This window comes from Pseudomonas sp. RA_5y_Pfl1_P24, assembly GCF_963970945.1.
GTDB lineage: Bacteria > Pseudomonadota > Gammaproteobacteria > Pseudomonadales > Pseudomonadaceae > Aquipseudomonas > Aquipseudomonas tritici.
Map to the genome: position 1 here is coordinate 252,532 of NZ_CAXAOJ010000001.1, position 21,564 is coordinate 274,095.

At 61.1% G+C, this 21,564-nt stretch carries 20 protein-coding genes; 16 read left to right on the top strand and 4 right to left on the bottom strand.

Translation table 11 applies throughout. The features are described 5' to 3' along the window. Positions 1–36 precede the first annotated feature (36 nt). From nuoG to AACY30_RS01200, 9 genes are all read left to right on the top strand, one after another. Positions 37–2,751 carry an NADH-quinone oxidoreductase subunit NuoG gene (gene nuoG / locus AACY30_RS01160; RefSeq protein WP_339467440.1) on the top strand — a complete coding sequence of 905 codons (2,715 nt, stop codon included), beginning with the start codon at positions 37–39 and terminating at the stop codon, positions 2,749–2,751. Continuing rightward, positions 2,748–3,755, top strand: coding sequence for an NADH-quinone oxidoreductase subunit NuoH (gene nuoH, locus AACY30_RS01165; protein ID WP_339539451.1), 1,008 nt, complete (start codon positions 2,748–2,750; stop codon positions 3,753–3,755). Before nuoG ends, nuoH begins: the two co-directional genes overlap by 4 nt. Before the next feature lie 11 nt (positions 3,756–3,766). Beyond that, positions 3,767–4,315, top strand: a complete 549-nt coding sequence (gene nuoI / locus AACY30_RS01170; RefSeq protein ID WP_003174725.1) for an NADH-quinone oxidoreductase subunit NuoI — start codon at positions 3,767–3,769, stop codon at positions 4,313–4,315. Between the two features lie 9 nt (positions 4,316–4,324). Continuing rightward, entirely contained in the window at positions 4,325–4,828 is a 504-nt protein-coding gene (gene nuoJ, locus AACY30_RS01175; protein WP_049712667.1) for an NADH-quinone oxidoreductase subunit J, read from the top strand. A gap of 2 nt (positions 4,829–4,830) precedes the next feature. Then, entirely contained in the window at positions 4,831–5,139 is a 309-nt protein-coding gene (nuoK, locus tag AACY30_RS01180; protein WP_003174727.1) for an NADH-quinone oxidoreductase subunit NuoK, read from the top strand. After that, positions 5,136–6,989: an NADH-quinone oxidoreductase subunit L gene (gene nuoL / locus AACY30_RS01185; protein WP_339427839.1), complete on the top strand. Its 1,854-nt coding sequence runs from the start codon at positions 5,136–5,138 to the stop codon at positions 6,987–6,989. Before nuoK ends, nuoL begins: the two co-directional genes overlap by 4 nt. A gap of 55 nt (positions 6,990–7,044) precedes the next feature. Continuing rightward, a complete protein-coding gene (gene nuoM, locus AACY30_RS01190) occupies positions 7,045–8,577 on the top strand; it encodes an NADH-quinone oxidoreductase subunit M (protein WP_049712665.1) in 1,533 nt (510 codons plus the stop codon). A 7-nt stretch (positions 8,578–8,584) separates the two neighbouring features. Continuing rightward, positions 8,585–10,048: an NADH-quinone oxidoreductase subunit NuoN gene (gene nuoN, locus AACY30_RS01195; protein ID WP_049712664.1), complete on the top strand. Its 1,464-nt coding sequence runs from the start codon at positions 8,585–8,587 to the stop codon at positions 10,046–10,048. Between the two features lie 319 nt (positions 10,049–10,367). Further along, positions 10,368–10,604 (top strand): DUF6555 family protein, encoded by a 237-nt coding sequence (locus AACY30_RS01200; RefSeq protein ID WP_339417897.1) that lies wholly within the window; start codon positions 10,368–10,370, stop codon positions 10,602–10,604. Positions 10,605–10,635: 31 nt separating this feature from the next. Here the strand turns inward: AACY30_RS01200 and AACY30_RS01205 are convergent, their stop codons facing one another. Together AACY30_RS01205 and AACY30_RS01210 are read right to left on the bottom strand one after the other, a co-directional pair. Continuing rightward, positions 10,636–10,836 (bottom strand): DUF6021 family protein, encoded by a 201-nt coding sequence (locus tag AACY30_RS01205; protein WP_314566665.1) that lies wholly within the window; start codon positions 10,834–10,836, stop codon positions 10,636–10,638. Between the two features lie 14 nt (positions 10,837–10,850). Then, positions 10,851–11,027, bottom strand: a complete 177-nt coding sequence (locus AACY30_RS01210) for a hypothetical protein (protein WP_339539453.1) — start codon at positions 11,025–11,027, stop codon at positions 10,851–10,853. A gap of 113 nt (positions 11,028–11,140) precedes the next feature. On the opposite strand from AACY30_RS01210, the gene AACY30_RS01215 reads away from it, so the two are divergent. Continuing rightward, positions 11,141–11,662, top strand: a complete 522-nt coding sequence (locus AACY30_RS01215) for a DUF3087 domain-containing protein (protein WP_339539455.1) — start codon at positions 11,141–11,143, stop codon at positions 11,660–11,662. A gap of 183 nt (positions 11,663–11,845) precedes the next feature. On the opposite strand, the gene AACY30_RS01220 is transcribed toward AACY30_RS01215, so the two are convergent. Then, a complete protein-coding gene (locus tag AACY30_RS01220; RefSeq protein WP_339539609.1) occupies positions 11,846–12,721 on the bottom strand; it encodes a Dyp-type peroxidase in 876 nt (291 codons plus the stop codon). Between the two features lie 163 nt (positions 12,722–12,884). Here AACY30_RS01220 and AACY30_RS01225 point away from each other — a divergent pair, with 163 nt between their 5' ends. Both AACY30_RS01225 and AACY30_RS01230 read left to right on the top strand, forming a co-directional pair. Further along, the gene (locus tag AACY30_RS01225; RefSeq protein ID WP_339539457.1) at positions 12,885–14,501 is read left to right on the top strand and encodes an NADP-dependent glyceraldehyde-3-phosphate dehydrogenase; all 1,617 of its coding nucleotides are present in this window, start codon (positions 12,885–12,887) and stop codon (positions 14,499–14,501) included. A 53-nt stretch (positions 14,502–14,554) separates the two neighbouring features. Beyond that, entirely contained in the window at positions 14,555–15,613 is a 1,059-nt protein-coding gene (locus tag AACY30_RS01230) for an FUSC family protein (RefSeq protein ID WP_339467447.1), read from the top strand. Positions 15,614–15,793: 180 nt separating this feature from the next. On the opposite strand, the gene AACY30_RS01235 is transcribed toward AACY30_RS01230, so the two are convergent. Further along, positions 15,794–16,552, bottom strand: a complete 759-nt coding sequence (locus tag AACY30_RS01235) for a TetR/AcrR family transcriptional regulator (protein WP_339467448.1) — start codon at positions 16,550–16,552, stop codon at positions 15,794–15,796. A gap of 360 nt (positions 16,553–16,912) precedes the next feature. On the opposite strand from AACY30_RS01235, the gene AACY30_RS01240 reads away from it, so the two are divergent. From AACY30_RS01240 to AACY30_RS01255, 4 genes are read left to right on the top strand one after another with little or no spacing between them, the layout of a single operon-like run. Then, positions 16,913–17,617, top strand: a complete 705-nt coding sequence (locus tag AACY30_RS01240) for an ABC transporter ATP-binding protein (RefSeq protein ID WP_339467449.1) — start codon at positions 16,913–16,915, stop codon at positions 17,615–17,617. After that, entirely contained in the window at positions 17,614–18,831 is a 1,218-nt protein-coding gene (locus tag AACY30_RS01245) for an ABC transporter permease (RefSeq protein WP_339467451.1), read from the top strand. The genes AACY30_RS01240 and AACY30_RS01245 overlap by 4 nt, the downstream gene beginning before the upstream one ends. Further along, a complete protein-coding gene (locus tag AACY30_RS01250) occupies positions 18,824–20,302 on the top strand; it encodes a TolC family protein (RefSeq protein ID WP_339539459.1) in 1,479 nt (492 codons plus the stop codon). Before AACY30_RS01245 ends, AACY30_RS01250 begins: the two co-directional genes overlap by 8 nt. Further along, on the top strand, positions 20,292–21,539 hold the full coding sequence (locus AACY30_RS01255) for an efflux RND transporter periplasmic adaptor subunit (RefSeq protein ID WP_339467455.1): 1,248 nt from the start codon (positions 20,292–20,294) through the stop codon (positions 21,537–21,539). The genes AACY30_RS01250 and AACY30_RS01255 overlap by 11 nt, the downstream gene beginning before the upstream one ends. Positions 21,540–21,564: the final 25 nt, after the last annotated feature.

The window sequence follows — 21,564 nt, forward strand, 5'->3', positions numbered from 1 at the left end:
GCCCGCTGACAACGGGCCAACGAAGAACTTTGAACCATGGCCACTATCCACGTAGACGGCAAAGCGCTCGAAGTCGATGGGGCAGACAACCTGTTACAGGCATGTCTCTCACTAGGCCTCGACATCCCGTATTTCTGCTGGCACCCCGCGCTTGGTAGCGTCGGTGCCTGTCGCCAGTGTGCGGTCAAGCAATACACCGACGAGAACGACACCCGTGGTCGTATCGTCATGTCGTGCATGACGCCAGCCACCGACAACACCTGGATCTCCATCGACGATGAAGAATCCAAGGCGTTCCGCGCCAGTGTCGTTGAATGGCTGATGACCAACCACCCCCACGACTGCCCGGTCTGTGAGGAAGGCGGTCACTGCCACCTGCAAGACATGACGGTGATGACCGGCCACAACGAGCGCCGTTATCGCTTCACCAAGCGCACCCACCAGAACCAGCAACTGGGCCCGTTCATTTCCCACGAGATGAACCGTTGCATCGCTTGCTATCGCTGCGTGCGTTTCTATAAAGACTACGCTGGCGGCACCGACCTCGGCGTGTTCGGCGCCCACGACAACGTGTACTTCGGTCGCGTTGAAGACGGCGTGCTCGAAAGCGAATTCTCCGGCAACCTCACCGAGGTCTGCCCGACCGGTGTGTTCACCGACAAGACCCATTCCGAGCGCTACAACCGTAAATGGGACATGCAGTTCTCGCCGAGCATCTGCCATGGCTGCTCCAGCGGTTGCAACATCTCGCCGGGCGAACGCTACGGCGAACTGCGTCGCATCGAAAACCGCTTCAACGGTTCGGTCAACCAGTACTTCCTGTGCGACCGTGGCCGTTTCGGCTATGGCTACGTCAACCGCGAAGACCGCCCGCGCCAGCCACTGCTGGCCGGCGGCGCCAAGCTGAGCCTGGACGACGCGCTGGATAAAGCCGCCGAACTGCTGCGCGGCCGCAACATCGTCGGTATCGGTTCGCCACGCGCCAGCCTCGAAAGCAACTTCGCGCTGCGCGAACTGGTCGGCGCTGAGCACTTCTACAGCGGTATCGAAGCCAGTGAACTGGAGCACATCCGCCTGGTCCTGCAAGTGCTGAACGACAGCCCGTTGCCGGTTCCGAACATGCGTGACATCGAAGACCACGACGCGATCTTCGTTCTCGGTGAAGACCTGACCCAGACCGCCGCGCGTATCGCCCTGTCGCTGCGCCAGTCGGTCAAAGGCAAGGCCGAAGACATGGCCGACGCTATGCGCGTACAGCCTTGGCTCGACGCTGCGGTGAAAAACATCGGCCAGCACGCGCTGAACCCGCTGTTTATTGCAAGCATCGCTGAAACCAAGCTCGACGATATCGCCGAAGAGTGCGTACACGCAGCACCGGACGACCTGGCTCGCATCGGTTTCGCCGTGGCCCACGCCCTCGACGCCAGCGCGCCTGCCGTCGAAGGCCTGGACACTGAAGCCGTTGAACTGGCCCAGCGTATCGCCGACGCCCTGCTGGCCGCCAAACGCCCATTGATCATTGCCGGTACCTCGTTGGGTTCCAAGGCGCTGATCGAAGCCGCTGCCAACATCGCCAAAGCCTTGAAGCTGCGCGACAAGAACGGCTCCATCAGCCTGGTCGTACCGGAAGCCAACAGCCTCGGCCTGGCCATGCTCGGTGGCGAGTCCCTGGACGCGGCCCTGCAAGCCGTGATCGACGGCAACGCCGACGCCATCGTCGTGCTGGAAAACGACCTGTACACCCGCACGGATTCGGCCAAGGTCGACGCCGCGCTGGACGCTGCCAAAGTACTGATCGTTGCCGACCACCAGAAGACCGCCACCAGCGAGCGTGCCAACCTGGTGCTGCCAGCCGCTACCTTCGCCGAAGGCGACGGTACCCTGGTCAGCCAGGAAGGCCGCGCCCAGCGCTTCTTCCAAGTGTTCGACCCGAAATACATGGACGCCAGCATCCTGGTTCACGAAGGCTGGCGCTGGCTGCATGCCCTGCGCGCGACCCTGCTGAACCAGCCAATCGACTGGACCCAGCTCGACCACGTCACCGCTGCCACCGCCGCAAGCGCGCCGCAGCTGGCACGTATCGTCGATGCGGCTCCGTCCGCCGCGTTCCGCATCAAGGGCATGAAACTCGCCCGTGAGCCGCTGCGTTACTCCGGTCGTACCGCCATGCGCGCCAACATCAGCGTGCACGAACCGCGTACGCCGCAGGACCCGGACACCGCGTTCAACTTCTCGATGGAAGGTTACTCGGGTTCGGTCGAGCCACGTCAGCAGGTGCCATTTGCCTGGTCGCCGGGCTGGAACTCGCCACAGGCCTGGAACAAGTTCCAGGACGAAGTCGGTGGTCACATCCGCGCTGGCGACCCGGGCACCCGCCTGATCGAAAGCACCGGTGACTCGCTGAACTGGTTCGCGTCCGTACCGCGTCCGTTCAACCCGGCCCCGGGCACCTGGCAGGTTGTACCGTTCTTCCACCTGTTCGGCAGCGAAGAGAACTCTTCCAAGGCCGCGCCGGTTCAAGAACGCATTCCAGAAGCCTACGTGGCCCTGGCCAAGTCCGAAGCCGACCGCCTTGGCGTCAACGACGGTGCCCTGCTCAGCTTGAACGTGGCTGGCCAGACCCTGCGTCTGCCGCTGCGCATCAACGAAGCGCTGGGCGCTGGCCTGGTTGCCCTGCCGAAAGGCATCGCCGGTATTCCAGCGGCGATCTTTGGCAAAACCGTTGACGGTCTGCAGGAGGCAGCGCAATGACTTGGTTCACGCCTGAAGTGATTGACGTGATCATCTCGGTGGTCAAGGCCATCGTGATCCTGTTGGCCGTGGTCGTCGCGGGTGCTCTGCTCAGCTTCTTCGAACGTCGCCTCTTGGGCTGGTGGCAGGACCGTTACGGTCCGAACCGCGTTGGCCCTTTCGGTATGTTCCAGATCGCTGCCGACATGCTGAAAATGTTCTTCAAGGAAGACTGGACCCCGCCGTTTGCCGACAAGGTGATCTTCACCCTGGCGCCGGTCGTAGCCATGAGCGCCTTGCTGATCGCCTTTGCGGTCATCCCGATCACCCCGACCTGGGGCGTGGCGGACCTGAACATCGGCTTGCTGTTCTTCTTCGCCATGGCCGGCTTGTCGGTCTACGCGGTGCTGTTCGCGGGTTGGTCGAGTAACAACAAGTTCGCCCTGCTGGGCAGCTTGCGGGCTTCAGCCCAGACCGTGTCCTACGAAGTGTTCATGGGCCTCGCGCTGATGGGCATCGTGGTGCAGGTCGGCTCGTTCAACATGCGCGACATCGTCGAGTACCAGGCGCAGAACCTGTGGTTCATCATTCCGCAGTTCTTTGGCTTCTGTACCTTCTTCATCGCTGGCGTCGCCGTGACTCACCGTCACCCGTTCGACCAGCCGGAAGCAGAACAGGAACTGGCTGACGGTTACCACATTGAATACGCCGGCATGAAGTGGGGCATGTTCTTCGTTGGCGAGTACATCGGCATCATCTTGATCTCGGCCCTGCTGGTCACGCTGTTCTTCGGCGGCTGGCACGGACCGTTTGGCATCCTGCCGCAGTTGGCGTTCTTCTGGTTCTTCCTGAAGACCGCGTTTTTCATCATGTTGTTTATCCTGCTGCGCGCTTCCATTCCGCGTCCACGATACGACCAGGTGATGGATTTCAGCTGGCGCTTCTGCCTGCCACTGACCCTGATCAATTTGCTGGTGACTGCTGCCGTTGTGTTGTTGAACACGCCAGCGGCCGCGGTTCAGTGAGGATTTGACCCATGTTCAAATATATTGGCGACATCGTTAAGGGTACCGGTACCCAGTTGCGAAGCCTGGTGATGGTTTTCGGCCATGGCTTTCGCAAACGCGACACCCTGCAATACCCGGAAGAAGCGGTGTACCTGCCGCCGCGTTATCGCGGCCGTATCGTGCTGACCCGCGACCCCGACGGCGAAGAGCGTTGCGTAGCCTGCAACCTGTGCGCCGTGGCGTGCCCGGTGGGTTGCATCTCCCTGCAGAAAGCTGAAACCGAAGACGGTCGCTGGTACCCGGACTTCTTCCGCATCAACTTCTCGCGCTGCATTTTCTGCGGCCTCTGCGAGGAAGCTTGCCCGACCACCGCAATCCAGCTGACACCGGATTTCGAGATGGCCGAGTTCAAACGTCAGGACCTGGTGTACGAGAAAGAAGATCTGCTGATCTCTGGTCCCGGTAAAAACCCTGATTACAACTTCTATCGTGTTGCAGGTATGGCCGTTGCTGGTAAGCCGAAAGGCGCCGCGCAAAACGAAGCCGAGCCGATCAACGTGAAGAGCTTGCTGCCTTAAGGAAGAAAGATGGAATTCGCTTTCTATTTCGCGTCCGGTATTGCAGTGGTGTCCACGCTTCGCGTGATCACCAACACCAATCCTGTGCACGCCCTGCTCTACCTGATCATTTCGCTGATCGCCGTGGCCATGACCTTTTTCGCACTCGGCGCGCCGTTCGCCGGTGTGCTGGAAGTGATCGCCTACGCCGGCGCCATCATGGTGCTGTTCGTGTTTGTGGTGATGATGCTCAACCTCGGTCCGGCTTCGGTCGCCCAGGAACGCGTCTGGCTCAAGCCTGGCATCTGGCTCGGCCCAGTCATCCTCGCAGCGCTGCTGTTGGCTGAACTGCTGTATGTGCTGTTCGCTCACCAGAGCGGCCAGGCCATCGGCCACACCACCGTAGACGCCAAGGCCGTGGGCATCAGCCTGTTCGGTCCGTACCTGCTGGTGGTCGAACTGGCGTCGATGCTGCTGCTCGCCGCAGCCATCACTGCCTTCCACTTGGGCCGCAACGAAGCCAAGGAGCAATGACGATGCCTGCTATCCCTTTGGAGCATGGTCTGGCGGTCGCCGGCATCCTGTTCTGCCTTGGCCTGGTCGGCCTGATGGTTCGCCGTAACATTTTGTTCGTGTTGATGAGCCTGGAAATCATGATGAACGCCGCAGCACTGGCGTTCATCGTGGCAGGCGCACGTTGGGGCCAGCCGGATGGACAAGTGATGTTCATCTTGGTGATCAGCCTGGCAGCCGCCGAGGCCAGTATCGGCCTGGCGATCCTGCTGCAACTGTATCGTCGCTTCCACACGCTTGATATCGACGCTGCCAGTGAGATGCGCGGATGAACATGATCTTTCTGACTTTCGTATTCCCCCTGATCGGTTTCCTGCTGCTGTCGTTCTCTCGCGGGCGCCTGTCGGAAAATGTGTCTGCCTTAATTGGTGTGGGTTCCATTGGCCTGTCGGCCATCGTTGCTGCCTACGTGATCTGGCAATTCAACGTGGCGCCGCCGGAAGGCGGCCACTACACCCTGGTGCTGTGGCAGTGGATGTCTGTGGAGGGTTTCAAGCCAAACTTCGCCCTCTATGTCGACGGCCTGTCGATCACCATGCTCGGCGTGGTCGTCGGTGTGGGCTTCCTGATCCACCTGTTCGCATCCTGGTACATGCGCGGTGAAGCCGGTTACTCGCGCTTCTTCTCGTACACCAACTTGTTTATCGCCAGCATGCTGTTCCTGGTACTGGGCGATAACCTGTTGTTCCTGTACTTCGGTTGGGAAGGCGTGGGCCTGTGCTCGTACCTGTTGATCGGTTTCTACTACAGCAACCGCAACAACGGTAACGCCGCACTCAAGGCCTTTATCGTTACCCGCATCGGCGACGTGTTCATGGCCATCGGCCTGTTCATCCTGTTCCAACAGGTGGGCACGCTGAACATCCAGGAACTGCTGGTGCTGGCACCGCAGAAATTCCAGGTCGGCGACTTCTGGATCACCCTGGCCACCCTGATGCTGCTGGGCGGCGCTGTCGGTAAATCCGCGCAACTGCCGCTGCAAACCTGGCTGGCGGACGCGATGGCCGGTCCTACCCCGGTTTCCGCACTGATTCACGCGGCAACCATGGTGACTGCGGGTGTGTACCTGATCGCGCGTACTCACGGCCTGTTCACCCTGGCGCCGGATATCCTGCACCTGGTGGGCGTAGTGGGCGGCGTGACCCTGGTACTGGCCGGCTTTGCCGCGCTGGTTCAAACCGACATCAAGCGTATTCTCGCCTACTCGACCATGAGCCAGATCGGCTACATGTTCCTGGCCCTGGGCGTTGGTGCCTGGGACGCGGCGATCTTCCACCTGATGACCCACGCCTTCTTCAAGGCCCTGCTGTTCCTTGCGTCCGGTGCGGTGATTGTTGCCTGCCACCACGAGCAGAACATCTTCAAGATGGGCGGCCTGTGGAAGAAACTGCCACTGGCCTACGCCAGCTTCATCGTCGGTGGCGCCGCCCTCGCAGCCCTGCCGCTCGTGACCGCCGGTTTCTACTCGAAAGACGAAATCCTCTGGGAAGCCTTTGCCAGCGGTAACCAGAACCTGCTGTACGCAGGCCTGGTGGGTGCGTTCATGACCTCGCTGTACACCTTCCGCCTGATCTTCATCACCTTCCACGGTGAAGCCAAGACCGAAGCACACGCAGGCCATGGCATTTCGCATTGGTTGCCTTTGTCGGTACTGATCATCCTGTCGACCTTCATCGGCGCACTGATCACGCCACCCCTGGCCGGTGTACTGCCGGAAAGCGCTGGCCATGCCGGCGGCGCTGCCAAGCACAGCCTGGAAATCGCCTCGGGCGCCATCGCCATCGCGGGTATCCTGCTGGCGGCCCTGCTGTTCCTGGGTAAACGTCGCTTCGTGACGGCCGTTGCCAACAGTGGCATTGGTCGTTTCCTATCGGCCTGGTGGTTCGCTGCCTGGGGCTTCGATTGGCTCTACGACAAACTGTTCGTCAAGCCTTACCTCGCCATCAGCCACGTACTGCGTAAAGACCCGCTCGACCAGACCATCGGTTTGATCCCACGTGCCGCCAAGGCCGGTCACACCGCCCTGAGTCGCAGCGAAACGGGCCAATTGCGTTGGTATGCAGCGTCCATGGCGGCCGGTGCCGTGCTGGTGATCGGCGCCATCGTCGTGGTAGCGGCCTGACTATGTTTGATTGCACTGCCAACTTTGCGAACTTGCGAAAGGAAACGAGCCTGTCATGATTCTGCCCTGGCTAATCCTGATCCCCTTTATCGGCGGCCTGCTCTGCTGGATGGGTGAACGCTTCGGCGCCACCCTCCCCCGCTGGATTGCGTTGCTGACCATGTCCCTGGAACTCGCACTCGGCCTCTGGCTGTGGGCCCATGGCGACTATTCATTTGCTCCGGCACCGGGTGCCGATCCAACCTTCGCGCTTGAGTTCAAGCACGTGTGGATCCAGCGCTTCGGCATCAACGTGCACCTGGCCCTCGACGGCCTGTCGTTGTTGATGATCCTGCTGACCGGCCTGCTGGGTATCCTTTCGGTACTCTGCTCCTGGAAAGAGATCCAGCGTCACGTGGGCTTCTTCCACCTGAACCTGATGTGGATCCTGGGCGGCGTTGTCGGCGTGTTCCTCGCCCTCGACCTGTTCATGTTCTTCTTCTTCTGGGAAATGATGCTGGTGCCGATGTACTTCCTCATCGCGCTCTGGGGTCACAGTTCTTCGGACGGCAAGAAAACCCGGATCTACGCGGCGACCAAGTTCTTCATCTTCACTCAGGCTTCCGGCCTGATCATGTTGGTGGCGATCCTGGGCCTGGTACTGGTCAACTTCAACAGCACGGGCGTGATTACGTTCAACTACGCCGACCTGTTGAAAACCAAGATGTCCCTGACCACCGAGTACATCCTGATGTTGGGCTTCTTCATCGCATTCGCGGTGAAGCTGCCGGTGGTGCCGTTCCACTCCTGGCTGCCGGATGCCCACGCACAGGCGCCGACTGCCGGTTCCGTGGACTTGGCTGGTATTCTGTTGAAGACTGCGGCCTACGGCCTGCTGCGTTTCGCCCTGCCGCTCTTCCCGAACGCCTCGGCCGAGTTCGCGCCGATCGCCATGACGCTGGGTCTGATCGGGATCTTCTACGGCGCGTTCCTGGCCTTCGCACAAACCGACATCAAGCGTCTGATTGCCTTCTCGTCCGTTTCCCACATGGGCTTCGTACTGATCGGCATCTACTCCGGCAGCCAGTTGGCATTGCAAGGCGCCGTGATCCAGATGTTGGCCCATGGTGTCTCGGCCGCTGCACTCTTTATCCTGAGTGGCCAGCTGTACGAACGCCTGCACACCCGTGACATGCGGGAAATGGGTGGCGTGTGGTCGCGCATCGCTTACCTGCCGGCGATCAGCCTGTTCTTTGCCGCCGCGTCGCTGGGCTTGCCGGGTACCGGTAACTTCATCGGCGAGTTCCTGATCCTGATGGGTGCCTTCGTGCAAACACCGTGGATCAGTGCGATTGCTACCTCCGGCCTAGTGTTTGGTTCGGTCTACTCACTGATCATGATCCACCGCGCCTACTTCGGCCCGGCCAAGTCCGACACCGTCCTGCAAGGGATGGATGCTCGCGAACTGATCATGGTGCTCGGCCTTGCGGTACTGCTGATCTACATCGGCGTGTACCCGCAACCGTTCCTGGACACTTCTGCCGCGACGATGCATGGCGTGCAGCAGTGGTTCGGCACCGCCTTCTCTCAACTCGCTTCGGCCCGGTAAGAGCGCTATGGAATTCACGATCCAACACTTTATCGCGCTTGCGCCGCTGCTGATTACCAGCCTCACCATCGTGGTGGTGATGCTGGCAATCGCCTGGCGCCGCAATCACTCACAAACGTTCCTGCTGTCGTGTGCCGGTCTCAACCTGGCCCTGCTGTCGATCATTCCGGCCCTCAAGGTCGCACCACTGGCGGTCACGCCACTGATGATGGTCGATGACTTCGCGCTGCTGTACATCGCGTTGATCCTGGTCGCGACCCTGGCCTGCGTCACCCTCGCCCACGCCTACCTCGGCGAAGGCGGCACCGGCTACCCGGGCAACAAGGAAGAGCTGTACCTGCTGATCCTGCTGGCTGCGGCCGGCGGTATCGTGCTGGTCAGCGCTCAGCACCTGGCCGGCTTGTTCATCGGCCTGGAACTGCTGTCGATCCCGACCTATGGCCTGGTGGCCTACGCCTTCTTCAACAAGCGCTCGCTGGAAGCCGGCATCAAGTACATGGTGCTGTCGGCCGCCGGTTCCGCGTTCCTGTTGTTCGGTATGGCCCTGCTCTACGCCGAAGCTGGCAGCCTGAGCTTCACCGGCATCGGGCACGCGCTGGCGGCGACCAGCATGCCTGCGCCGATTGCCCAACTGGGCCTGGCCATGATGCTGATCGGCCTGGCGTTCAAGCTGTCTCTGGTGCCGTTCCACTTGTGGACCCCGGACGTGTACGAAGGCGCCCCGGCGCCGGTGGCAGCGTTCCTGGCGACCGCGTCGAAAGTGGCCGTGTTTGCGGTGATGGTGCGTCTGTTCCAGATCTCCCCCGCCGCCAACACCGGCGTGCTGAGCGACGTGCTGACCGTGATCGCCATTGCTTCGATCCTGTTCGGTAACCTGCTGGCCCTGACCCAGAACAACCTCAAGCGTCTGCTGGGTTACTCCTCCATCGCTCACTTCGGTTACCTGCTGATCGCCCTGGTGGCGAGCAAGGGCCTGGCCGTGGAAGCCATGGGCGTGTACCTGGTCACCTACGTGATCACCAGCCTCGGCGCATTCGGCGTGATCACGCTGATGTCCTCGCCGTTCAAAGGCCGTGACGCCGACGCGCTGTACGAATACCGCGGCCTGTTCTGGCGCCGTCCGTACCTGACTGCCGTACTCACCGTGATGATGCTGTCCCTGGCGGGTATCCCCCTGACTGCGGGCTTTATCGGCAAGTTCTACATCGTGGCGACCGGTGTTCAAGCGCATGAATGGTGGCTGGTTGCATCGCTGGTGCTAGGCTCCGCCATCGGCGTGTTCTACTACCTGCGCGTGATGGTCACCCTGTACCTGATCGAGCCAAACCTGCGCCGTGTGGACGCCGAGCTGCACTGGGAACAGAAGGCAGGCGGCGTGATGCTGCTGGCCATTGCCCTGCTCGCGTTCTTCCTGGGCGTGTACCCACAACCGTTGCTCACCCTGGTGCAGCACGCGGTGCTGGGCGTTTGATCGCTTAGCGGGATGCAGTAAACAAAAACGGCGCCTTCGGGCGCCGTTTTTGCGTTATGGGGAAGAGCCAGGACACTGCGGCGTGCGGATTGGTGCGGTACTTGAGGTCCACGGTGTCGCTGCCAAGTCATCTACCTTGAGCCTGGTGCGGCCATCGATAGTGCGACGGGCGCCCACAGGGTGTAATTGCTCTGGCCGTCGAAGCTCAGGCGATAAGGTTCGTGCGCCGTGGCCTGCGGGCGTCAGCACGCAGGTTGTCATTTTGAATGAACCTTTTTGAACGCTCCCGTATCCATCTATAACAACACAGGGAGGCAACATGAGTACCGCAAAAATCTACACCATCAACTACCAACTGCACGGTCAACGGAAGTCCTTTGTGGTGCGCGCCGAAGTGATGAACAACGCCGAGGCATGGCACTGGGCGGCCGTTGATGCCGACATTGCGCATGTCAGTCGCGTGGGTCGAGTCGGCCACGAACAAGTGAAGAAAACTACCCGGCCTTGGGCGGAGAAATTCGGCATTACCGACGTCATCTGGATCGCACCCAAATAAACAAAAGCCCCGCACAAAGGCGGGGCTCGATTCAAGGCTTCAAGTCGCCCAACGGATCGTAGGGCGGCTTTTTTTCGGCCTGGTCTTTCTTGTCCTTGTCCAGCGGTGCAATGGCAGGGCCGATGGGGTCGACCTGTGGGTCTGCCACATCCGGCGAATCCGGGTCGAAGCCCAATTCATCCTTACCGCTGGCATGCTCGTCTGAAGACGGACCTTTCGGTGGGTTATTCACGGCGATCTCCTTGTTTAGAGCGGGCGGGCTTTGTCGTGAAGGTTTTCCAGGTCTTCCTCGACGCGTTCCACGTCGTCGTGCTGACGCTCCGCCGGATCGTTGGGGCGCAACGCATCGTTGTCACGCTCCTCTTCACCCGGTGTGCGGTCAGGGTTCGGGGTGCCGGGCGGCGGCTGCTTGTAGTCGGACATGCTGGTTCACCTCAAAGGGTCTACACAGATTTAGAGAAACCGCTGTGCGCCATCGTTCAACTTGTTTGCCCAAGCGTGAGATGATGCCCGCCCCTTCTGGAGAAACGACCCGGATGTTCGAGCTCAAACCCTGCGACCCTGTCACCTTTCGCCAACAGACCCGGCGCAGTACGCTGATCGTGGCGGTGCTCTTCCTGGCCCTGGGTATGCTGCTGTCGAGCCTGGCAGTGATGCTGTTCGGCGAGCCCGGCGGTGATAACTTCCGCTTCAATGTCGGCGGCGTCTTCGCGGGGGTGCTGATCACTTTGGCCCTGGTGCGCGGGCCGTTCTGGACCCAGCCTTGGCTGGCGTCGGCGGTGTACGGTTGGCAACTCAAGCGCAGCCTGATGAGCGTGACCAATGTGATGCACAAGGTCACCGAGCGGGCCCAGGCCAATGACCCGACGGCGATCAAGGTGCTGCGTTTTTATCACCTGGGCCTGACGCAAATGCATGAGTTGGACGCCAACTCCAGCGCTCAGGCGCAATTGGTTGGTGAGGCCGAGGCCCATAAGGCCAAGATGCACGCGTTGGGCATGGACACCGAGCAAACCCGTTTCGATCCGGCCTGGCTGCAAAGCTTCAAAATCCCTTGAATCATTGCGCTGAGCATGGCACTTCGCTACGAAACAGCGCCGTACCTGCATAGATAAACAGCAGGACGATCGCGATAATCAAGGCGGTAAATTCGCGTGGAACGTCCGACTTTTTTTCAGCACCAGCAGGCAACCGGGCTCACAGCCGCCGAGCCGGTACGTAGCTGCCCCCCTCGCACATGTTCAGTGGCTTGCAGTGACGAACAGTGCACTCAGGTCCAGATGCCCCTCCTTGATTGGTGGGCACCAGTAGTATCCACCGGTCAGCGGCGTGCTGATGCGATACAACCCATCGACAATCCCATCTTCCAGGCCGCTCATGCGGCGCAGTTGCGCTTCAAACGCATCAAAGGAATGACCAAACGCAAGAAACATCAACCCGGCCTGGCCATTCTCGGCCCATGGCATGGAACGGCGTACCACGAAGGCTTGCGGGGTAAAGCTTTCCTGGGCGGTGCGTTTGGTGTGGGAGGACTCGGGGGCGTCGTCGAGTTCTTCGTTGTCGCCGTGGCGACGGCCGATGATGTGGTCGCGCTCTTGCGCAGGCAAGGCGGCGAAGGCGTCGAGGTCGTGCTGCCACTGCTGGATCGCGGCAAAACTGGCGCCGCTGTCGGTCAGGGCCGCTTCAACCGCTGCGTCGTCATGGGGGTTTTCAGTGCCGTCTTCGTAGTCGGTCAGGTCGAAGCCGGTTTTGTAGCGGAAACCTTCGGTCGTCTGCACCAGGCGAAACGCCGGGGCCAGGGCCTTTTCAAACGCGCGGCTGCGCAACAGCAGTTCACCACGATCCACACCGTGCAACCACACCCACAGTGCTTGCTGTGTCGACGGGTTATGCGCGCCCGGCCCACTGACGGTGGAGAATGTGCGCAGGCCTTCAATCCGTGCGCCCAGCGCGTTTACCAGCAGATCGCCAAAACCGACCACTGCCGCCGAATCGGCCAACTGCACCAACGCATCCAGCGCTGCGGGAACGGCGGCCAGGGAATCCACGGCAAAAAACAGATGGCGTGCCTGCAACGGCACCGGTGCGGCAAGAATGCCCGGCTGGTACTGACTCATGTGAACGCCTTCAAGAAAGTCGCCAAGTTTACCCGGCCAGCGCGGGCTTGTGCTCAAGGTTTTCCAGGTCACCGGGCTGCTCTGATGCGGCTGGCCCTTGCCACGCCGCCCTTGGATGGGTGACTCTCTAGTCATGTTTTGCAACTATTCCAGGGGTAGCGACATGACAACCAGCAACCTGCTCGCCCAGCTGTTTCCCACCTGCGCCGCCGACATTCCCGAACAATTGCGCCTGGCAGCGCCCATCGAACAGCGCGATTACCTGGTCGACGGCCAGTTGCAGGTATGGAACGGCCCGTTAGCCAAGGTGCAGAGCCCGGTGCAACTGGGCGACGAACGTGTGCATATCGGCAGCACGCCGCTGCTGGATGCCGCCACCGCCCTGACCGCCCTCGACGCCGCCGTGCGCGCCTATGACCGGGGCCAGGGCGAATGGCCGACGATGCGCGTGGCCGACCGCATCCAGCATGTCGAAGCGTTCTTGCGACGCATGCGTGAACAACGCGACGCGGTGGTGAAGCTGCTGATGTGGGAAATCGGCAAGAACCTCAAGGACTCGCAGAAAGAGTTCGACCGTACCTGCGACTACATCACCGACACCATCAATGCCCTCAAGGAACTCGACCGTCGCTCCAGCCGTTTCGAGCTGGAACAGGACACCCTCGGCCAAATCCGCCGCGTCCCGCTGGGCGTGGCCTTGTGCATGGGCCCTTATAACTATCCGCTGAACGAAACGTTCACCACGCTGATCCCGGCGCTGATCATGGGCAATACCGTGGTGTTCAAGCCGGCCAAGCTCGGCGTGCTGCTGATCCGCCCGCTGCTGGAGGCGTTCCGCGACAGTTTCCCGGCAGGAGTGATCAACGTGATCTACGGCAGCGGCCGTGAAACCGTCAGCGCGCTGATGGCCAGCGGAAGGATCGATATCTTCGCGTTTATCGGCACCAACAAGGCCGCCAGCGACTTGAAGAAATTGCACCCCAAGCCGCACCGCCTGCGCGCGGCGTTGGGCCTGGATGCGAAAAACCCCGGCATCGTGCTGCCTGAGGTGGACTTGGACAATGCCGTCAGCGAAGCCGTTACTGGTTCCCTATCGTTCAACGGCCAGCGCTGCACCGCGTTGAAAATCCTGTTCGTGCATGAAGACGTCGTCGGCAGCTTTATCGACAAATTCAACCAGAAGCTGGCCACGCTCAAGCCCGGCATGCCGTGGGAGGACGGCGTGGCGCTGACGCCATTGCCAGAAGTGGGCAAGGTGGATTACCTCAACAGCCTGGTGGCCGATGCCGCGCAACACGGTGCCAATGTGGTGAATGAGCATGGCGGTGAGAGTCGCGGTTCGTTCTTCTACCCGGCCGTGCTTTACCCGGTGAACCCGCAGATGCGCGTGTACCACGAAGAACAGTTCGGCCCAGTGGTGCCGATCGTGCCTTACCGTGATGTAGAGAAGGTGATCGACTACGTGCTGGACTCTGATTTCGGTCAACAACTGAGCATCTTCGGTACGAATGCCGCGGAAGTTGGGCGCCTGGTGGATACCTTTGCCAACCAGGTCGGCCGTATCAACATCAACGCCCAGTGCCAGCGCGGCCCGGACACTTTCCCTTTCAACGGGCGCAAGAACTCGGCCGAGGGCACGTTGTCGGTACATGACGCATTGCGCGTGTTCTCAATCCGCACCTTGGTGGCGACCAAATTCCAGGAGAGCAACAAGGCGCTGGTCAGCGATATATTGCGCAACCGTGATTCGAGTTTCTTGACCACTGATTACATTTTCTAACAACGCCACATTTGACCGCATACATTCATACCGTAGAGGCCAATTTTAGAACGATGAACCTGCCCTTCTTCGCCCGGCGCCTGTTGCGCCCCTTGCTCGACCCGTACCGCCGCTATCGCCATGCCAAGCTGATCCACGCCGTGCGCGTGTCCATCGGCTTGCTGGCGACGATTATGCTGACCACTGGCCTCAACCTGCCCCATGGTGAGTGGGCCTCGGTGACCATGCTGGTGGTGATCGGCGGCTTGCAGCACCACGGCAATATCGGCAAGAAAGCCGTGGAGCGTGCCTATGGCACCTTGATCGGCGCCAGTGTCGGCCTGTTGCTGGTGGTGCAGGAGGCATACGTCGGCCAGCCGCTGTTGACCTATCTGCTGATGTCGGTGGTGTGCGGCTTCTTTTCCTACCACGCCATCGGCAAGGGCGGCTACACCGCGTTGCTCTCGGCGATCACTGTGTTTATCGTCGCGGGTCACGGCGACAACCCGCTGTCGGACGGGCTATGGCGCACCGTGGATATCCTGATCGGCATCGCCCTCGCCCTGGCCTTTTCCTTCGCCCTGCCGCTGTATGCCGTGTACTCCTGGCGCTACAACATGGCCAGTGCGTTGCGCGATTGCGCCGAGATCTACAGCCGGATCATCAATGGCGAGTCGGTCACCGATGATAAACACCTGAAGCTGCTCAATCGTCTGAATGCCGCGATGTTGCAGTTGCGCTCGTTAATGCCGTCGGTGTCCAAGGAGGTACGCATCTCCATGACTGAACTGGACGCGATACAGCGGCATTTACGGATGTGCATCAGCACCCTGGAGATTCTCGGCAATACCCGGCCTGACCCTCGCGACGAACCGGCGATGGCGCGGATGCAGGTGATATTGAAGGCCGAGCATCGGCAAATTCGCGTGCAACTGGTGGGCATGGCACGGGCGTTGAAATCTGGCCTAACGGAGCGGTTGGAGCGGCCGAGTCACGCCAGCGTTGAGCCTGGGTTGGACGTGCCGGTCTATAGCGCATTGGATGGCTACCGGCTGCTGACCTTGCAACTGGCGCAGAACATCGGTGCGATGCGCCAGAGGCTGGCCAAGAGTGCCGGGCGCTGGAAAATCTGAATTCGCTGGGAGAAAAAGAAATTCCCCATGCGTCTACAGATTTTAAGGTTTTCACACTTTACCTTACAAAGTTTTCACGTTTTATTCACATCCCGGAACGTAGTGTGAAGCCTCATCCGTTACAAACGTTGCATATCAAGCCCGCCGCCCCAGCGGGCTTTTTTTTGCCTGGAATTCGAGCTAGCGCGCCGCCTTGTTCGCTGGCGCTATCGACTGCTCACGAATGGCCCGCTGGGTATCCAGCACCTTGGCCAAGGCATGTTCCGCTTCCGGACTTTGCTGTGGCACGCGGATCGCCGCCGACACCAGGGTGATCAACTTGGCCATCACCTCGGCATCCGTTGCCGGACGGCCCAGGCTCATGGAGTTCATCAGCAGGCGCAGCTCGGTCCCGGCCATCACGCCGGAAATCGCCTTGAGGGCAAATTGCAGGCGCACCCCAAGTTCATTGCGCGGCAGATCCGGCAAGGCCAGGGCGAAAGCTTCGAAGAAACGCTGGAACACCGGCTGGTAATGCACCTTGAGGTATTCCTGGATAAACGGCGACGTGTCGCTGTAGACCCGACCCAGGAACCGGATAAACGAACGCCCTTCCCCACTCGCGCTGGCTGGATCGCTGCGTTCCAGGCCCATGGCGGGGGCAAATAGCACGCCAAGCAAGGTGTCGCAATCAAGTGGGCCATCGGACTCGGCTTCGCAGCGTGCCAACAGTTCCAGGCGCTGCTCGTTGAGCGGTTCCAGGCGCTGCATCAGCAAAGTTTTCATCAGGGAGTCCTTGTCCCCGAAGTGGTAGTTCACCGCCGCCAGGTTGACCTGGGCACGCTCGGTAATCTGCCGCAACAAAACTGCGTCGTATCCATACTTGATGAAGAGAGCCTCTGTCGCATCCAGCAATCGAGTCTTGGTAATGTTCGGAGCGCTGACTTTCTTCGCGACCATAGAGATTCCACGCGGAAAAATTGTTTAAAAATATAATTTGATTTTTTATACCGGGGCCGCCGTTCGAAAGCAAGTATTGACACAGCACCCGAGGATCGAAAGCCTTGGCCGATGGGCTCGCCAAGGCACGTCGACGGGGTTTTGAGCAACCTGCGCGCGCCCTGGAAGTGGCATTTTGCCAAGGTAAAACCGCTCTATATCCATGGCTGGCGAAGCGGCTGGAACGCGGTTAGTATTCAAACAATATTTTAAAAACAAGAAACAAAACCCATCTGTGACGTGCACCCAAAATTCCTCCTTAACTTGTTACAAGGCTTTACAAAAGGAGGTGGCGGCCGCGGCGAGACTGAAGGCGTATTCATGACAGATACCCCCGCGCACCCAGGCTTGATCTCCCTGCAAGGCATCGGCAAAAGCTATCAACTGGCCGGGCAACACCTGTGCATTCTCAATGATGTATGCCTGACCATCGACAGCGGCGACAGCTGCGGCATCCTGGGGGCGTCCGGCTCCGGCAAAAGTACCTTGCTCAATATCCTCGGCCTGCTGGACCTGCCCAACTGTGGTCAGTACCACTTCGCCGGCCACGATATCTTCAACGCCACCCCCGACCAGTTGGCGGCCATCCGCAATCAGCAGATCGGTTTCGTGTTCCAGAGTTTCAACCTGCTGCCACGCCTCAGCGCCCTGGACAATGTCGCCCTGCCCTTGAGTTATCGCGGCGTATCGCGCCATGAGTCAGTGGAGCAAGCGCTGCGCATGCTCGAGCAAGTCGGCCTGGCCGACCGTGCCCACCACCGCCCCGCCGACCTTTCCGGCGGCCAGCGCCAACGGGTCGCGATTGCCCGGGCCCTGGTCGGCAAACCCTCGGTGATACTGGCCGACGAACCCACCGGCAACCTCGACAGCACCACCGCCCAGGACATCATGGACCTGCTGCTGGCGTTGAACCGCGAGCAACAGGTCACGCTGATCATCGTCACTCACGACCCGCACATCGCCGAGCGCCTGGAACGCAAGATCCTGGTGCGCAATGGCGTGGTGCAAGAGGCCGGCTGCGTATGACCCAGCAGGGAGAGAGCAGCCTGCGGGTCGAACAAAGCCTCAGCCAACTGCTGCACGAAGCGTTTGTCAGCCTGCGCACCTTAGGCAAGCGTTCGATCCTGGCCCTGCTGGGTATCGTGATCGGCAGCTCGTCGGTGGTGGCGCTGATTAATATCGGCCATAACGCGGCGGTGGATGCCGCGATGATCTTCAAGGACATGGGCACCGACACCCTGATCGCCCAGTTCCCACCTAAAGGCGGCAGCAGCTCACCGATGCCCGCCCGCCTCGACCTGGACGCCGTGCGCCAGGCGGTGCCAGGCATCGCGCACATTGGCGCCCTCACATTGTTCAGCGGGCCCATCGTATTCCATGGCCGCACCGTCAACACCAACTTCGTCGGCAGCACACCGGATATCAAGGACGCGATGCGCCTGGCACTGCAACAGGGACGTTTCCTGTCGAGCTTTGATGCCAACGAAACCTACGGCGTGATCGGCGCGCAGGTGGCCGAGGCCCTGGGCGTGCCGGGAGATCCGCTGCAACTGGGCGATCGTGTGCGCATCAACGATTACCTGTTCCTGATTGTGGGCATCCTGCAAGGCCAGCCGCGGGCAATGCTAATGCCGGTGCAGGCCAACGAATCACTGTTCATCCCCGCCGAAGGCATGCGCCGCATCTACGCAACGCCGCAGATCAGCAACGTGATCATCCGCGCCACGCAAGGCCAGGACATGGAGCGCGTTGCCAGGAACACCGCCGCCGCCCTGAAACCGCAACTTCCCGACCACGATGTGGACATCCAGGTGCCCCAGCAAATGATCGACGGCATGACCCGGCAAAGCCGCACCTTCGCCTATCTGCTGCTGGCCCTGGGGGCGATTTCCCTGGTGGGCGGTGGCGTGGGGGTGATGAACGTGATGTTGATGAACGTCTCGGAGCGGCGTCGCGAAATCGGCATTCGCATGGCTCTCGGCGCGCGCCAGCGGGACATCCGCAACCTGTTCCTGCTCGAAGCCATCACGCTCACGGCGGTGGGTGCCTTGTGCGGCGCGGTGTTGGGCATGACCGCCGCGTGGCTGTATGCCTGGCTGTCGGGCTGGGAATTTGCACTCGCTGTCGCGGCCTTGCCGCTGGGGGTGGGCAGCACGTTGCTGGTGGGGTTGTTCTTCGGCATCTACCCGGCAATCTCGGCCTCACGGTTGCAACCGGTGGAGGCCCTGCGCGATGAATAAATGGCTCTGGCTGCTCGCATTGGTCAGCCTGCCTGGCGTGGCCGCCGACGTGGTGATCAAACCGTCGGCGCCGAGCACCACGCGCAGCGGTTACGATCGGGGCGTCTCGCTGAATGCCCAGGCCACCACCATGACCCTGGGCGACGCAGTCTACCTGGGCCTGCGCAACAACCCGGCAATTCGCAGCGCCTACCTGCAACGGGTAGCGCAGAAGTTCGACCTGCGCGTAGCCGAAGATGTGTTCAACCCCAAGCTCACCCTCAACAGCTACTACCGTAATACCCGCGGCTCAGCCGACAACGCGCGCAATGCCAGCGTGGCGCCGGCCACCAGCCTGCTCGGCGAATACGGCACGCGCCTGAGCATGGCCTGGACCCAGCAACTGAGCAACGCCGACCGCGCCGGCCGCTATCGCAGCGACGGTCTCGACCTCGCGATCATCCAGCCACTGCTGCGCGGCGCCGGCTGGGACGCCACCACCGCACCGCTGCGCCTGTCGCGCCTGTCGGAACAGGCCAACCGCTTGAACCTCAAGGCCACCGTGGCGCAGACCATCAGCCAGATCATCGCGACCTACCGCGAGCTGCTGCGCGCCCAGGAGCAACTGAGCATCGTGCAGGACGCCCTCAAGCGCTCTGACACCTTGCTGCAAGTCAACAAGGCGCTGATCAGTGCCGGGCGCATGGCCGAATTTGAAATCGTGCAGACCGAAGCCGACATCGCCACCCAGCAACTGGGCGTGGAAGAGGCGCAGAACCAACTGGACACCAGCCGTCTCTCCCTACTGCGCCTGCTGGCCCTGGACCTGTCCACGCCGGTCCGCGCCACCGAAGCCCTGGAGGCCCGGCCGATGCAAATCGACAAGCGCCAGGCCTTCAACCTGGCGCAGACCCAGCAGCCGGAATACCTCGCGGCCCTGCTCGGCAGCCAGCAGGCTGACCTCAACCTGGTGATCGCCAAGGACTCCGGGCGCTGGCAGGTGGACCTGGTAGCCGGCGCGAATCAGGTGCGCGACGCCTACAATAACGATGCCGGCAGCAGCAATAATCGCACGTGGGACAGCTACGCCGGGGTGCAGGTGCAAATCCCCATCGGCGATATCAGCACGCGCCAGGCCGAAGTCCGCGCACGGGTAAACGTGGAGGACCAGCAGATCCGCATCACCGGCGCGCGCCAGGAACTGGAGCGCAGCGTCAACGATGTAGTGCGCGACCTCGGCACCCGCTGGCGCCAATATGAAATCTCCCAGCGCGCCGTGGAATTGTCGCGGCGCAAGATCGAGATCGAACGGGAAAAACTCAGCGCCGGGCGCTCCACCAACTTCCAGGTGCTGAGTTTCGAGACCGACCTGCGCAACGCCGAAAACGCGCAACTCAATGCGCTGATCGCTTATTTGAACGCCCAGACCCAGCTCGACTTGACGCTGGGCATGACGCTGGAAAGTTGGGAAATCGCCCTCAATGACTACTAATCAGAAACGCCTGCTGGGCGCCGTATTGATCGTACTGCTGGGGGGCGCGGGCATGGCCTTGCGCAGCCCTGCGTCCGCGCCGGCCAGCACCAGCGAGCAGTGGCTGGCCGTCAAGCCCGACGCGCTGGTGCACCAGATCGGCCTGGTGGGCAAAATCGAGCCCGACACCACCATCACCCTTACCGCGCCTTTCGATGGCAATGTGCAAGCCAATCTGGTGGAGCAAGGCCAGCGGGTCGAGGCCGGCCAAGTGCTGTTGCGCATGGACCCGACGACCCTGGAGGTGCAACTGCGCGACGCCCTCTCCGCCCAACTCAAGGCCCGGCGCACCGTGCAAGAGATGCAGGACTGGGACAACGGCCCCACCGTCAGCCGTGCACGCCGCAGCCTGCGCACCACCGAAATGACCGCCAGTAACACCCAGCGCAAACTCACCGAAAGTGAAAACCTGTTCCAGCGCGGCATCATCCCGCGCAATGAGTTGGACGACCTCAAGCAACAGACCCAGCAGCAACAACTGGACCTCGCCTCCGCACGCAGCGAACTGCAACAGGCGATCGACCAGGGCAAGGGCGAATACCGCCAGATCGCCGATATGGAACTGACCAACGCCACGGTGAAATACGACGCGCTGCACCAACTGCTCGAAGGCAAAGAGGTCAAGGCACCGTTCTCCGGCATCGTGGTGCCACCGCCGGGCAATAGCGCCTCCTCCCAAGGCGGCGGCAACAACAATGCCCCGGTGCAGGCTGGCAGTAAGGTCAGCCAGGGTGAGGTGTTGTTTGGCCTGGCAAATATCGAGCGGCTGAAAATCGTTGCCAAGGTGTCAGAGCTGGACATCAACCAGTTGCACCAGGGCCAGGCGGTGGAAGTGCTGGGGGATGGTTTTGAGGGGGAGCGACTGACAGGGTCGGTAAGCGTGGTGAGCGGTTTGGCGATTGCCACCGACAGCCAGGGCAGCGCGCAGTTTCCGGTGACCTTGTCGATCCCCAGGCTCACGCCGCAACAGTTGCAACGGGTGCGGCTGGGGATGAGTGCGCGGTTGACCATCGTGACCTACAACAATGCGCAGGCGATTGTGGTGCCGAGCCAGGCGATAGGGCCGGACATGACGGTTGAATACCGGGCGGCGATGGATAAGCCGGTGGAGCGGGTGACGGTGACGACTGGGCAGTCGACGGCGCAAGGGGTTGAGGTGTTTGGCCTCAAACCTGGACTTGTGAAAGTCTCAAGATAAATGAAGATCTAAATGCGGGAGCGGC